The sequence below is a fragment of the Microvenator marinus genome, from assembly GCF_007993755.1.
GTDB lineage: Bacteria > Myxococcota_A > Bradymonadia > Bradymonadales > Bradymonadaceae > Allomicrovenator > Allomicrovenator marinus.
On record NZ_CP042467.1, the window covers coordinates 1,646,400 to 1,660,626 of the forward strand.

13 protein-coding genes are annotated in these 14,227 nt (G+C 54.3%); 6 read left to right on the forward strand and 7 right to left on the reverse strand.

The window, feature by feature from the left end; translation table 11 throughout:
* Window positions 1-10: 10 nt before the first annotated feature.
* From FRD01_RS06975 to FRD01_RS06985, 3 genes are all read right to left on the reverse strand, one after another.
* Entirely contained in the window at window positions 11-895 is an 885-nt protein-coding gene (locus tag FRD01_RS06975) for a bifunctional riboflavin kinase/FAD synthetase (RefSeq protein ID WP_146958672.1), read from the reverse strand.
* Window positions 896-958: 63 nt separating this feature from the next.
* Window positions 959-3,670: a lytic transglycosylase domain-containing protein gene (locus tag FRD01_RS06980; RefSeq protein ID WP_146958673.1), complete on the reverse strand. Its 2,712-nt coding sequence runs from the start codon at window positions 3,668-3,670 to the stop codon at window positions 959-961.
* An 84-nt stretch (window positions 3,671-3,754) separates the two neighbouring features.
* Window positions 3,755-4,492 carry a PP-loop family protein gene (locus FRD01_RS06985; RefSeq protein WP_146958674.1) on the reverse strand — a complete coding sequence of 246 codons (738 nt, stop codon included), beginning with the start codon at window positions 4,490-4,492 and terminating at the stop codon, window positions 3,755-3,757.
* A gap of 74 nt (window positions 4,493-4,566) precedes the next feature.
* Here FRD01_RS06985 and FRD01_RS06990 point away from each other — a divergent pair, with 74 nt between their 5' ends.
* A complete protein-coding gene (locus FRD01_RS06990; RefSeq protein WP_146958675.1) occupies window positions 4,567-6,627 on the forward strand; it encodes a hypothetical protein in 2,061 nt (686 codons plus the stop codon).
* Between the two features lie 3 nt (window positions 6,628-6,630).
* Here the strand turns inward: FRD01_RS06990 and FRD01_RS06995 are convergent, their stop codons facing one another.
* Genes FRD01_RS06995 through FRD01_RS07010 form a run of 4 tightly spaced genes read right to left on the reverse strand, consistent with a single transcriptional unit; the run spans window position 6,631 to window position 8,840 of the window.
* The gene (locus FRD01_RS06995; RefSeq protein WP_146958676.1) at window positions 6,631-7,074 is read right to left on the reverse strand and encodes a hypothetical protein; all 444 of its coding nucleotides are present in this window, start codon (window positions 7,072-7,074) and stop codon (window positions 6,631-6,633) included.
* Entirely contained in the window at window positions 7,071-7,319 is a 249-nt protein-coding gene (locus FRD01_RS07000) for a hypothetical protein (RefSeq protein ID WP_146958677.1), read from the reverse strand. Before FRD01_RS07000 ends, FRD01_RS06995 begins: the two co-directional genes overlap by 4 nt.
* A complete protein-coding gene (locus tag FRD01_RS07005) occupies window positions 7,312-8,259 on the reverse strand; it encodes an HAD family hydrolase (protein ID WP_249756082.1) in 948 nt (315 codons plus the stop codon). The genes FRD01_RS07000 and FRD01_RS07005 overlap by 8 nt, the downstream gene beginning before the upstream one ends.
* Complete coding sequence (locus FRD01_RS07010; protein ID WP_146958679.1) at window positions 8,256-8,840, reverse strand: hypothetical protein; 585 nt, start codon at window positions 8,838-8,840, stop codon at window positions 8,256-8,258. The genes FRD01_RS07005 and FRD01_RS07010 overlap by 4 nt, the downstream gene beginning before the upstream one ends.
* Before the next feature lie 219 nt (window positions 8,841-9,059).
* On the opposite strand from FRD01_RS07010, the gene FRD01_RS07015 reads away from it, so the two are divergent.
* Genes FRD01_RS07015 through FRD01_RS07035 form a run of 5 tightly spaced genes read left to right on the forward strand, consistent with a single transcriptional unit; the run spans window position 9,060 to window position 14,208 of the window.
* A complete protein-coding gene (locus FRD01_RS07015) occupies window positions 9,060-9,632 on the forward strand; it encodes a sigma-70 family RNA polymerase sigma factor (RefSeq protein WP_249756083.1) in 573 nt (190 codons plus the stop codon).
* A 7-nt stretch (window positions 9,633-9,639) separates the two neighbouring features.
* Window positions 9,640-10,548, forward strand: coding sequence for a MerR family transcriptional regulator (locus tag FRD01_RS07020; protein ID WP_146958681.1), 909 nt, complete (start codon window positions 9,640-9,642; stop codon window positions 10,546-10,548).
* Window positions 10,506-11,258: a hypothetical protein gene (locus FRD01_RS07025; protein WP_146958682.1), complete on the forward strand. Its 753-nt coding sequence runs from the start codon at window positions 10,506-10,508 to the stop codon at window positions 11,256-11,258. Before FRD01_RS07020 ends, FRD01_RS07025 begins: the two co-directional genes overlap by 43 nt.
* A complete protein-coding gene (locus tag FRD01_RS07030) occupies window positions 11,255-12,832 on the forward strand; it encodes a cryptochrome/photolyase family protein (RefSeq protein WP_146958683.1) in 1,578 nt (525 codons plus the stop codon). The genes FRD01_RS07025 and FRD01_RS07030 overlap by 4 nt, the downstream gene beginning before the upstream one ends.
* The gene (locus tag FRD01_RS07035) at window positions 12,829-14,208 is read left to right on the forward strand and encodes a TIGR01777 family oxidoreductase (protein ID WP_146958684.1); all 1,380 of its coding nucleotides are present in this window, start codon (window positions 12,829-12,831) and stop codon (window positions 14,206-14,208) included. The genes FRD01_RS07030 and FRD01_RS07035 overlap by 4 nt, the downstream gene beginning before the upstream one ends.
* Window positions 14,209-14,227 lie beyond the last annotated feature (19 nt).

The following is a 14,227-nucleotide window of genomic DNA, read 5'->3' on the forward strand; positions in this document are numbered from 1 at the left end:
TGTGTTTGCTTCAAGTCAGGGACAATGCCCGCCTTGCGTTCTCTACATCAATCTTCATTTGTTCAACGAGCGCCTCGGCACTTTCAAATGCCTTGTCGCCACGAATCCAATCTATCCACTCAACGATGACGTCTTCGCCATAGAGTTCCAACGAATCTTCGTCCAAAACAAAGGACTCCACGCGCATGTCTCGACCGTTGAAAGTCGGCCTCTCACCCACATAGGTCGCGGCCTTCCAAGCCCTGCCACCCTCGTAGAAATAGGTGGCGTAGATGCCTGGCGCGGGCAAGATTGCTCCCTCTACTCGCACATTGGCCGTCGGGAAACCGAGCTGATGGCCAATGCCATCTCCGTGTTCCACGCAACCCAATGTCCGGTGCGGCCTGCCCATCAACTCGGTGACATCCTTAATCTGTCCCGCACGAAATGCCTTTCGCACCCGCGAAGAACTCACGATTTCACCGTGGAGTTCCACCGGCTCGGTGATCTCAACTTCAATGCCAAACTCGGAACAATCTCTCTTCAAAGTCGCCACGTCACCGCTTCTCTTCGACCCGTATCGAAACCCATCTCCCACAAGAACAACCTTGGCGTTCAGCTCTTTGTGGAGGACTTCCGATACAAATTCGTGCGGGCTTAACTTCGAGAATGCCTCATCAAATTTCCTGAAAACGACATCGACACCAAAATTTTGAATCGTTTCGCGCTTCTTCTCCGGAGAAACCAGCAAGAATTCGGGGAGTTCGGGCTTAAAAAACTTTACAGGATGCGGCTCAAACGTCAGCACCGACGGGAGTAAGCCGTGCTCCTCCGAAAGCTCCAAGGTACGCATGAGTACACGTTGATGCCCGAGATGTACCCCGTCAAAATTCCCTATCGCAACTGCTCTTTGCATGAAACCCGGCGCCGTCTAAGTCAAACAAATCGTGGGCGAACACTACGCACGGATGTCTATGAGTCAATGAGCAAAAGAAACGAGTCGATCGATCCGCTGATTAAATGAGACGTTCGGCGGCTTCGCTTCAGGCACCTCGCCCCATTTCCCAAGCGCCTCTGGCAAGGTTAACGGAACCTCGATCAGGCCTCCGCCATAAAGCGCAGAATACGTGATGTAGCTTGTCATCACCTTTCGAACATAGCCTCGCGCCTCCTGATACGTAATCGACTCGACAAACGCGTCGGTCTCTCGGTCGCCGTATCGCGTAAACCACGACTTCAACGCACCAGCTCCCGCGTTGTAACCAGCCAATGCCATCGGCACGTGGTCCTTCGAGTGCGCTGTATGAACGCGTATGTACATCGAACCAAGACGAACGTTTGTATCGGTGTCAAGCAGCTGCGAGCGACTGAACTTACGATCCTCCATGAACGTACGCGAGGTCCAGGCGGCAGTGCCGGGCATCAACTGCATGAGGCCAACCGCTCCAGCCCAACTTTTGACCGTTGGGCGAAACCCAGACTCTTGACGCATGATTGCCTGCACCAGATAGGGCGAGACACCCGCATTGCCGCTGTGCTTGCGGGCGAGGTCCATATAGGCGAGTGGAAAAGCAGTGCCCCAATCTCGCAAGGTCTCCGCCGTTGGGCCCGACTCCGAGATATGCTTCTTCATGGTCCAATGCGCCCAGCTTGCGTCGCCTCGCGCCAGATGGACAGACGAGAGCATGGTATGCGCCCCATCCGGCACCGGGAGAATGGCCGTCTGGACTTTCAACTCCGAGAGCGCATCCTTCCAGAATCCGATTCTGACAAGCTCTTGCGCCACTTCGAGGCGAGGATGGTGAGGAATCTTGAGACCGGCCAAATCTTCCAGGTCCTCAGCATTCATATTGCCACGAGGAATCCGGACCACAGGAACCCATCCCGCCTCTTCCATACGCGCGGCAGCTAGCCTTCCGTACCAGGTCAACTTGCCGTTTTCGATCGTTTCCTGGAACGCGGTCCTAGCTTTGGCCTGATTGCCAGCGCGATAGTGATTCATCGCAATCCAGTATCGAGCCTTTAGGCCCTGGGTGAGCTCAGACTCATCGCGCTCGGAGCCATACTCGTTCTTGAGCCGCTCGAGCTGTGCGATGGAGCGCTCCCATTGCCCGGTAAGGTGGTAAGAAAAGCCACTTCGCCACAAGGCATCTGCGGTGTACTCACTCTCTGGACGCGAGAGCACAACCATGAACTTCTCCAGGGCACGCTCATGCTCATTTTGGAACTGGAGCAGGCGTCCAGCGTCGTACATCGCCTCTTCGCAGAGATAGTGTTCATTGTACTCTTTGCAGAGCCGCTCGTAGAGGGCGATGGCTTTTGAATCTTGGTTGGTTCGGCGCAACGCTCGCGCCCATCCGATATACAGGCGCACACGAACTTCTGGGTCGCGCACGAGCTTCTCTGCCTCAGCAAAAAGTTTGTTTGCCTTATCCCGCTTCTTGTCACGTTCAGCCTGTAAAGCCTCACGATAGCGCGTCCAACCTCGAATTTCGGATCCGGAGACACGGCGCAATTTTGCATTCTCGATCGAGACCTGACGCGCATCGCGATAGCGCCCGCGCGCCACGAGGTGTCGCATACGGTCAATCCGCTCCCCATACGTCAAAAAAGTCTTTTTATGGCGACGCTCAAGGGCTTGAATCTTGTCCTCAATTGACCCATTGACCTTCCAGCCACGGGTCTTTCGATAGAGCTCAAGGTAGGCGTTTCCAGCCTCGTCAATTCTACCGGCGGCCTCCAGAATCTCTGCTTGTGTAAGCCTCACTCGGTACTTATCCCAAGAGTTGATAAGCTCGCCGTGCAGAGTTTCAAGCTGCTTCAAGGCTCCCACAATATCTTTGCGAGCCTTACTTTTCGCGTCATTTAACTTCTCACTAAGATAAGCACCCTCTTCTTCATCAACCCGCTCAACCTTCATTCCGAGGCGTTTGCGAGCCAGGGTTCCTACGGCATCTGGACGAAGCGCGAGCGTCTTCAGCGTGGCGCGCCCTTCTGCCTCCTTCCCTCCACAAATCTGGAAGCGCGCATGCGCGTACTGGATGGCGGCAGACGGCTTCGCAACCTCTTTCAAGGCTTCCTCGGCTGACTTCAGGGCGTCCTTACACGATCCTCCCTCAAAATGAGACATGGCGTCCTTCCACGCCGAACTCTCAAGATGTGGGGTCAAGTCCAGATAGGTGCCGTCGGGCTCGGAAGAGAAACCCAAATCCTTGAGCCGCCCCGACCGAGAACGAATCACGTCTACAACCTTGATCTCCCTAAGATGAGACAGGAATGCATCGAGCTCCGCTTTGCGCAAAACCGCGTCGGCATCCACCTCGATCTCAGTCGCGTCCGAAGTCGCGACCTCCTCGTCAAGGCGCTCCATCCCAATCTCTTCTTCAATGTCTGAGCTAGGCTCGTCGGTCACTTCAAGGCCAGCCTGCGACTCGAGGAGCTCGTCGACAGCAGGCAAAGCTTCGGTTTCGGACGGCAAAGGCTCGGTCACCTCGGAGACAAGAGTCTCCACATCACTCACAGACTCTTCAGACGACTCAAAGGCAGCACCCATGGCTCCCGCGGCAGCCTCCAGCGCGCTAGGCTGCGCAACTTCGACGTCATCCATCTCCTTAGGCGGCGGTGCTTGCGCCCAGAGGGTCGATGAAGTCGCCAAAATCCCGAAGATTAATACAATGCCAATTCGTGTCATGATACCGCCTTACACCACTGACATTATACGCGCATGTCCTACATGACCAATAATTTCAGGATTTTTTTGACGCTCGGCCCGATCTCAGGTCCCCGCGTTGTAGAGCGCATCTCGAACGGATGCCCTGAAATCAGGTTGAAGGCTTTCAAATGAGCGCAACAATTCCTTGATATTTCGCCGCTGTGAAAGCGGGTAATCATCACACACGGGGCATGCGACAGGTGAGATGCCGGCCTCGGCAACCCAGGCTTCTACCTTTCTTTCTTCCACAAGAATCATTGGGCGAATTGTGGAAACCCCGGCTTGCGACGGGGTAAGCGCCTTTAGAGGCTCGAGCTTTCGTTGAAAGAGCAGGTTCAGAAAAAACGTCTCAACCGCGTCGTCCAGATGATGGCCCATTGCAAGTTTGTTAAAGCCATTCTCCCCGCACCACCGATTCAATATTCCACGCCTCATACGCGAACAAATCGAACAAGGAATCTGACCGGGCTTGAGATTCGCCTGAACCACCGAATGTGTGTCCTCTCGCACGACCTCGCAAGGAATGCCGCAACGCTCTAATATATGGTCGAAACCCGCGCGATCAAAGCCAGGCTGGGCTTGGTCAAGATGAACTCCTGTCCATTCAAAATCAAAATCTCCGCGCTCTTGTAGTGCACGCAGGACAAGGGCGAGCAAGATGGAATCTTTTCCGCCAGAGAGACCGACGGCGATGCGGTCGCCCGGAGAAATGAGCTCAAAATCTCGCACGGCCCGCAGCACGAGCTGCATCAGGGCCTGAGATGGCCCCGGAATTTCGATATCCAATTTCTGAGCTTCCATATTTCCGTCTCGGTATTGAATCGTGCACCAATTCGCGACACTATGCGCAAGCTTTCTATTTCGTTGAGTTCACTATGTACAGATCTGCCGCGATTTTATCTCTCTTCATTCTGGCTGCTTGCTCAGATGACGCACCCCAAACAACTCCAGATATGGGGACACAGACCGATCAAGATCAGTCAGACGCTCAGCCTGACCTCGCGCCACAAGCCGGAACCCTGGTTCGATTCTCCACAGATGGTGACGCGTTCTCGCTGCCCTTTCCTTCCGACCTTCGGCAGAAAGAAGATGGATCCATGGGATTCACAGACTTTGAAAAGCTAAGCGCAAATCGCGTCGGTGGTCTATGGACCGCGGCTGCCGACGATCTGAAAACAGGCTGGGGACTCGCGAGCGCGTTCTATTTTTGGTTCGACGCTCCGATTGATACCTCGACTTTGCCCGCGCTCACCGACTCACAAAACCTCGAGTCTTCCTCAGTTCTACTCATCAACGTGGACCGCGAGTCTCCCGAGTTCAAAAGGGTGATGCCTATCGAATGCAAGTTCATCGAAACGGAAGGTACGTATCATGCCGCAAATCAGTTGGCTTGCATCAGCCCGTTTGGCGTCCTTCGGCATGCGAACACACGTTATGCCGCCGTCCTGACCAATCGCCTCCTAGATACTGAGGGCGAGCCGATCGGAGCGGAGTCTGGGTTTCTCGAGGCAGCGCAAACCGAGCCCTACACACAGACCCTTGAAGTCCTCGACGAGATGGGCCTCGGCGACCAGGTTCGAGCAGTTTCGGTCTTCACCACACACGACCCCAGCGCTCGACACCGTCAACTCTATAAGTACTACTCAAGTCTCCCTGACCCCGAGCTCGATGAGACCAAGCCGGTCGAAGTGCTTCGCGAGTATGACAATTACATCGTGTTGCAGGCGTATTACGACCTACCGAACATTCAACAAGGACCACTTCCTTACGATACCCAACCTGCTGGCAACATTCTTTGGGACGATGAAGGCAACCCAATCGTGCAGTTTCAAGAGTCGGTACGCGTTCTGATCACCGTTCCAAAACAGGCGATGCCAGAGGCAGGTTTCCCCACCCTTTTCTACATGCACGGGTCTGGCGGAAAGGCGTTAGAGCTGCTTGACCGCGGGGTTCGAGCCGGTCTCAACGCTCCAGCCCAACCGGATATGGGACCAGCCGCAGTGATCGCACCCTACGGCGTAGCGGGCTTCGCAGCTGACTTCCCACTTCACGATTCACGATTCCCACAGAACCCCGACACCACCGGACTCAAGCTCTACAATTTGCTCGAGAACCCACGAGCGATGGTGGATAACTTCAACGTATCCGCCAATGAAATCTCAATGCACGGGCGGTTGATGAAGAACCTTGAGATTCCCATTGATGGCCTGCCACTCGACCCAACCGACTTCCCTGACGGCGTGATTCGATTCAATCAAGACGCCTTTGCGACGATGGGACACTCGATGGGTTCAACCATCGGAACCCCAGCAATGACGCTCTCAAACGAGTTTGCGGCCTATATCGCGAGCGGCGCGGGTGGACTCTACATGGAAGTCGCTTTGAAAACTCAAGACCCGGTCAATCTCGCTCCACTTCTCAAGAATATCCTTCGACTCCGAAGGGACGAAGAGCTCGATCGTTTTGATTTTGTGCTCAACACCCTTCAACACGTGTTCGACTACGCAGACGCCACTGTTCATGCGCCGCATGTCCAGGCACGCACCCATGAAGGCGTTCGACCCAAACACGTCTACCAACCCGTTGGCCTCCAAGATCGCTATTTCTCGCCGGGAAGCCGCGCGAGCCTCACAACCGCATTTGAGATTCCTCTGGTTGGTGAGGTGCTTGAGCCCGAGGCTTTCGATTTCATGAAGTGGGTTGGACAGGAAGAAGCCGAGCCCCTTCCAGCCGTAGGGCAGGTCATGGTGAACGGCGAGGCGTATACTGGCGCAGCGTTACAATTTGAGCCGGCATACGAAGGCGGTGGACACTATGTCACCTTCGACCTCGACGCCGCCAAGGCCGTCTACGGCTGCTTCCTGAGAACTCTTGGCCAGGGTGTTCCCGAGGTTCGCGCGCCAGAAGACGCCACGCTTGAGAACTGCAATCCCTAACTCTTAGTCGGTCAACGAGGGGTCAAAAACCAGACGAAACCCAAGATCATCGGAGTGGCTCTGCCAACCAGCCCAGTCTGATTCGTCCCCTTTGCAGATCATCCGGAGATAGGGCTCGTCGGCAGACTTGGCGTCTTCGCACCAATGCCAGAGACTATCGAGGCATTCCGGACCTTGAGACGCTCCAAAGACTCGCCATTCTTCAAGCTTCGGAAGCCTAAAACCCTTGGGAAGCCCTTCTAAAACGCATTGTAAACTCTGCCATGTCACGCCCACGACAAAGAGTTCTGGGGCTCGCACGACGGCTTGGTCCCAAACTTCGATACCTTCGCTTTCAAAGGAGTCCCAGACTTCGAAAATCATAGGTAGACGTTGAACCCAAACCCCGCCAACCTCTACAAAATCAGCCTCAGAGAGGAGCAAAGTTGGCCAGACGAAACGCGTCATTCGAATTCTGATTCCAGCGTGTAGAGACCTGCCATCAGTATTTGCCTCAAGGCCATACCTCTTCGAAGCTCCGCACTTTGAATGGACGAATCTTGCATCTTAGGAACGAGAATCTCGATGCGCTGCAAAACCTCTGGGGTGACCGTAATCGCCAACTCTACCACCCCGCTCTCCAATGCCTTTTGAATCTCGCCCATCTCCAGCGCGGAGATGCGTCTTGTGCTCATCAAATCATCTTCAGCCATCGGATTCCTCTACTTTGAGCTTGTGGCGAGTGACCACGTTCCAATTGTTGCGTGTTGCGTGTTCAATGTATGCCGAATCTGTCCCGGTATCCAAAAACAAGGGGAACTCCGCAAATTCTAACATTCCAAAATCGGTGTCTGAATCCCCTCCGACAATGGTCGGCCGAACACCGATTTCCCGCTCTATCGCTGCGCGTTTACCCTCTTTGAACATCACGGGCTCGATGATTTCGTCTGTCAGAACGCCGTCGACGACCCGAACTCGGTTGCCGATCACGCGATCGCGTGGAACTCCATATCGTGCCGCAAACTCCCGAACCGTCCAGATATTGGTGGCAGAACAAATCCAAACTTCGATGCCGTTCGCGTCCAGAAGTCTAAACAGCTCCCTGATCGCGTGGATCATGCGAATACCCCGTTCAACGGCAATCTCTTCGCCACGAGAGGTTAGAAAAGTCTGTCTTTCGAGCGGCTTAGCAAGTTCAGCGTCAATTGCTCGATTCGAAAGCTCGACCATCGCATCTTCGCCCAGACCCACGTGCAGACGCACTGCCCAAGCATAACAATCTCGTTTGCCCTCTCGCTCGAGGCGACGCGTGTAGATTGCGTTCATCTCCGACCGATACGAATCGTAGAGAGGGTGTTCAAACGGATCTGAAGAACATTGAATAGCCTCGACCATACGACGCAAGTCGTCACGACCATCACGGGCGTCGATCAGGTCCCAGAAGCTGTCCAAATCGTAACGATAGCTAATGCCATCAACGAGATGGTACGAAAAAATCTCCCCGATATCATTGACGATGCACGTATTATCAAAATCAAAAACAGCAACTTCCCGTTCTTTGCGCGGGCGAGTGATCACTTCGGCCAAGGCCTGACTGACCTGTTCAAAACCCAGTGCATTAAGCTGTTCAAACACGTTTTCCATAGAACTCATCGACTCTGCCATCCAAACAACTCTCTGTGCTTCTTATCTTTCGCTACCAGATAGTCCCATAATTCGAGCGCAAACTCACCCGCAAAGAGTGTGACTTCTACACCTATCCAAAAGCCCTCGTGTCTTCCGGTGATCGTCTGCGGGTATTGCGAACCGATCCCTTCGAGACCATCTCGAAACGGCTCAGTTGACCAGCCTCCCCAGATTCCTGCAGCGATTCCCTTCCACTGGTAGTAGGAGATGCCGGCCCCAGCCATCCAGGGCCAGTCTTGCGAAAAGTTCGATTGACCCATGAGCCAGATATCGAGCGATGTGCGCTTTTCAAGTAGCCCGGGATAGCGAAACCACGCTTTTTGGTCAAAATCCCAGATCGTCAACACGGGCAGATCCAGTCTGTAGGTACGTGACGTCCGATCGATCTTTCGCACGCCGCGCCCGCTTGCATCGTCGAGATACGCGATTTCACCTCGCTCAAATAAGAGCGGCATTTGCAGCCTTAAAACCCGAAAATCAGCCACGATAGACGTCGCATACTTCTCGATATGACCATCGACAGATACCTGTTCAGATACCCCGTTCACATTCTGCACAGATCCATGAAACGCACATGAACAGGTTAAAAAGATCGGAAGGAAGGCGATGAACAGGCTATGCTTCGGCGCGGAAACAATCTTTTTCTTAAACTTAGTCAACATGTTACCAGAATACAGCATAAACCTGTTCAAAAACCCTTTGACACCTGTTCAAAACTTATGCACTCTCTCTTCGTGAACGATAACCACCCGCTCAAGGAGCGACACATGGAAGACAAAATTTTAGTCGAACGTTTGATGGCAAAAGACCCAAAAGCACTAGAGTTTCTCTACAGCGAATACCGGGAACGTGTCCACGCCGTGGTACGCCGCTTTATCAGAGACGACTCCGACGCAGAAGAAGTCGTCCAAGACACCTTCTGGACCGTCTACCGAAAGATTCATCTCTTCCGTCAAGACTCAGCCCTTTGGAGCTGGATGTATCGAATCGCCGTCAACGCGGCGAAGATGAGATTGCGAAAGTACAAGCGCATCCCAACTCCTGTTGAAGATTCAGCGCTACAAGCTTTCCAGCACGACGAGAGCATGCACGACCTCAACACACGCCCCGACGAGCGACTCGCCGTCAAGCGTATGGTCGCAGAAGTTAACGCATTCCTCGATGAGTGTGATGATATCAACCGAAAGCTCTACGTCAGCATGGAGCTCGACGGAATGAGCAAAGAAGAAGTTGCAGAGATGCTCGACCTCACCGTTCCTGCAGTTAAGACCCGACTTCACCGCTTGCGTGTCGGTCTGCGCGAACGTATCACTCCACTCCACGCCGGATTGGCGAGCTGAGGTTCGAATGGCTGAGAAGTCTCCAAATCAAGCAGATACAGGCATGAGCATCGGGGCCCTGTCCAAAGAGACCGGCATCCCTGTGGAGACCTTGCGAACCTGGGAGCGTCGTTATGGGTTTCCAAACCCTGATAGGAATGATGCCGGGCATCGCGTGTACTCATCTTCCACAGTGGAGAGACTGAGGTTGATCGATACCGCGCTTAAAGAGGGTCACCGCGCGTCCGCGGCACTCCAGATGAGTGTTCCTCAACTTCAAGAGATTGCGTCGGCCGTAACGGCGGTCGTAGAAGAAAAAGGTCCTACCTCGTGGATGGATGCCGTCCGTGATTTTGACGGCGAGCGGCTCGAAGAAAGCATGCGACGCGAGTGGGCGACGCTTGGGGCTCTCACGTTTCTGAAGAAGAAGCTGAGCCCTTTTTTAGTCGAGCTGGGAATCGCCTGGATGAATCACGAAGTGGACGTCGCGCACGAGCACTTTGCAAGCGAACGAGTTCGCGACTTCCTGACGCAGCACTGGCGCCCAATTTCGGACCGCTCCAAAGGACCACGAGTACTCGCTGCAACCTTGCCCTCAGAGACTCATTACCTGGGTCTTCAAATGGCCTGTACCGCGCTTGCGATGAGCGGAACTCAAATTGTGTACCTTGGAGCAGATACACCCGTAGATGACGTGATCGCCGCCGCTACCACACAATTTGTGGACGCCGTCTGTATCAGCGTCTCCATTGCCGCGAATAGGTCAATGACCGTCCGAGATTTAAACAGCTTACGCCGCCATTTGAGCAGTGATATAGAACTAGTCGTCGGCGGTCTGGGTGCACCTGATATCGACGGCATCACCATTATTCGAGACTTAGAGGAGCTCCAGAAATGGGGAGAAGAGCTCTCGTTGCAGCAACGCTCGCGACATTAACTTTCAATTCAGCATGGGCAGAATCCAAACCACCGTCGCTCGACGGTGAATGGGCACTCGTGCAGGTACAAACCTCGGAATCGCGCGTTCCCGTTGTGGGAGCCGTTATCTCAACCACGACCTCGGTACTCCACGTGCGCATGAAGCAAAACGGAAAGAACCTCAAGGTGGCCTCCACTCCTTGCGCCGTGCAGATTAAATCCGAGATCGACACGGTCAAGACCGTGATCCCTCAGGCTTTTCTAGATGCCGTGGGGACCACCAACGCCGTCGCCAGAATCGAAGAGATCAATGGCAAATGGGTATTCGACCAGGCACCTTCCGTTTCGGTCACGGGCGCAGTGCTCAAGAACAACTGGCGAGATCCACTGCCTACTTCGGCGGACGATCAACGTGTCTTTGATGCGGATTCAGACGGTCGCCCGGGCGTCAGCGTCCTAATCCGCGGCCTATTAGACGGCTCAATCTTCTTGGTGCAGCGGTCTTGGACAGCGCTTCGCGGCGTTCTGAGCTCAAAAGACCAAATTGCCGGCACCGTTCGCTGGAACACCGAGCAAAAAGTACTCGATGCGACGTCCATGTTTCTGAAGTCCGAACCTGAAACCCGGCCTCATCCAGACAAGGAGCGCAGTCGATTCGTTGCCCGCCGAATTCCCACAGGCACCCAGTGCTCGGAAATCGTCAAAACACCTCGCCTCAACACATTATGAAGAAATTACATGTCGTCGGGATGGACCAACTAAACTTAGAGCTCCACCCCGAGGACGCTACCCTAGTGTTCATCGAATCTTATGCCGAGCTTCGCAGACGGCCATACCACAAGACGAGACTCGCTTTCCTCATGACGAACTACCGCCATTTCGCGGCGGAATGCGAAGAAAGCGGCAGAGACGTCCGCTACCTGAAGACTCAAAAACCCATCCACGAAGCCCTGAAGGAGCTCGAACCCAGCCAACTCACCATGGTTGAGCCTGCCGAGCGCGAGCTCCTTCAAAGTCTCGACGACTTGATAAGCTCAGGGGCACTGACTCTTCTTCCTCATAGCGGGTGGCTGACCACGGCCGAGGACCTTCGCGCTGTTGAAAAGAACTTCTTTTGGAAGATGGACTCGTTCTATCGACATGTCAGGAAGCGCACAGGCGTGCTGATGGACGGCGACCAACCGGTCGGTGGGAAGTTTTCTTTTGATACGGAGAACAGAAAACCATGGAGAGGAGACCCAGAGCCCCCAGGGCTTCCCGAATTCGAACCCGATGAGATAACTCAAGAGGTCGTCGATCTCATCAATACGCAATTCGCGGACAACTTTGGGGAACTCGACGAACGCAACATTCCGCAACATCGTGCGGATGCCCAACGGCTTTGGGAATGGGCCAAAAACGAGTGTTTGCCTCTTTTTGGACCTTATGAAGACGCGATGTCTTCAAATGAAAAAAACCTATTCCACACGCGAATTTCAGCGATTTTGAACGTTCATCGCCTGATGCCTAAACGGGTGGTTGCGGAAGTTGAAGCACTCGAGATCCCCATTCAGAGTAAGGAAGGTTTTATCCGTCAAGTTCTCGGATGGCGTGAATTCGTGTTTCAAATTCATCGCACGACCGATGGCTTTCGTGACCTTCCAATTCCCTACGGCCAAGCACGTCAGGACGCCGGCTACTGGGAATGGGCACAAAAAGACGCGCCCAATGTTGTCCAAGACGGAGCCACCCCAAGCGCACTAAAGGCACACCAGCCTCTCCCGCCTGCCTTTTGGGGCCAAAAGTCGGGACTGAATTGCCTGGATACGGTCGTCAGGCACGTCATTGAAGACGCCTACTCGCATCATATCACCCGTCTTATGATCTTGGGCAATCTCGCGACCTTGCTTAGTATCGAGCCTCGCGAGATCACGGATTGGTTCTGGATTGCCTATATCGATTCCTGGGACTGGGTAGTCGAACCTAATGTCCTCGGCATGGCCACGTACGGGACGGGGCCACTTTTCACCACCAAACCTTATGTTGCGGGAGCAAATTACATCTCCAAGATGAGTGATTTCTGCGATCACTGCGCGTTCACGGCTGGAAAAGACTGCCCGGTGACCCGCCTTTACTGGAGCTTTCTCTCGCGAAATCAAGATTTACTGGCTGACAACCCACGCTTAAGACCTGTGATCTACGGACTCAAGAAGCGCAAAGGCGCTGACCTCTCGAAAGATCAGGCGGTCTTTGAATGGACAACGAACACGCTACAAGCCGGTGGGTTACTCAAACCCGAAGAAATGCCGGAAGGAAAATCATGACGCGAACCTTTGAAAAATCCTCCACGTTTCCGGTGTCTGTAAACGCGCTCTATGACTGGCATGCCCGCAAAGGTGCATTCGAACGGCTGGTTCCACCGTGGGAGGATATCCGCGTGGTATCAAGCGATCACTCGATATCCGAAGGGTCGAAGCTGATCATGGAATTGCACCGAGGCCCCGGATGGGTCACCTGGGAGGCTCGGCACGGTTCGTGCCAGCACCCTGCCCTCACAGGCATAGGTTTCTTCACGGACACGGCAGTTCGAGGCCCGTTCAAATCATGGGTTCACAGACACGAGTTCGCGGGCGATCACGAGTCATCGACCCTCCGAGACTTTGTCCAGTACGAACTCCCAGTCGATTCCATGGTGCCCGAAGTCTTAGCGGGGTTTGGAGAAGCCGAATTGGAACGTATGTTCGAGTTTAGGCATCGAAGGACCGCACAGGACCTCGCGCGCCATACTCGCTACAGCGGAGAACCCATGAAAATCGCAATATCTGGAGCCACAGGGCTGATTGGAAAGGCGTTGAGCGCGTTGCTTACGACCGGCGGCCACGAAGTACTGGCGATCTCGCGCACCCCAGGCCCAGACACCATCGAGTGGGATATCAACGCAGGGAAACTAGACGCCGCCGCTCTCGAAGGGCTCGACGCGGTCGTACACCTCGCCGGAGAATCAATCTCGGGACGTTGGACCGACGAGAAAAAGCGGCGCATCTTGAAGAGCCGGGTAGACGGAACCACATTGCTCGCCGAAACCTTGGCCAAGCTCCAGAGGCCACCGTCAGTCTTCGTCTCGGCTTCTGCGATTGGATATTATGGCGACCGAAAAGACCTTCCAACCAATGAGCTCTCTGAAGCAGGTGAGGGATTTCTTCCAGATGTGTGCAAAGCCTGGGAGGACGCCTCAAAGCCAGCCGAAGACGCTGGAATCCGTGTGGTCAATCCGAGAATCGGTGTGGTCTTAAGCGCACAAGGTGGCGCTCTAAAGCCTATGCTTCCAGCGTTTAAACTTGGACTCGGTGGCCCCATCGGCGATGGAAGGCAATACATGAGTTGGATCGCAATCGACGACGTAATTGGCGCGATCCTCCACCTGATCAAAACAGAATCTCTTTCCGGCCCCGTCAACCTTACGGCTCCCAATCCGGTGCAAAATCGCGACTTCGTCAAAGCCCTCGCCGATGTGCTTTCACGTCCTTCGGTCATTCCCCTTCCCTCGTTCGCGGTCAAAGCTGCCATGGGTGAGATGGGCGACGCACTTTTGCTCGAAGGCGCGCGAGTCTACCCAGAGAAATTGCTCGCCAGCGGATTCGACTTCCATTTCAGCAAACTTGAGGAAGCCTTGAGATTTCAGCTCGGGAAATCGCGCTAATCCCCTCCCGAGCTTGACC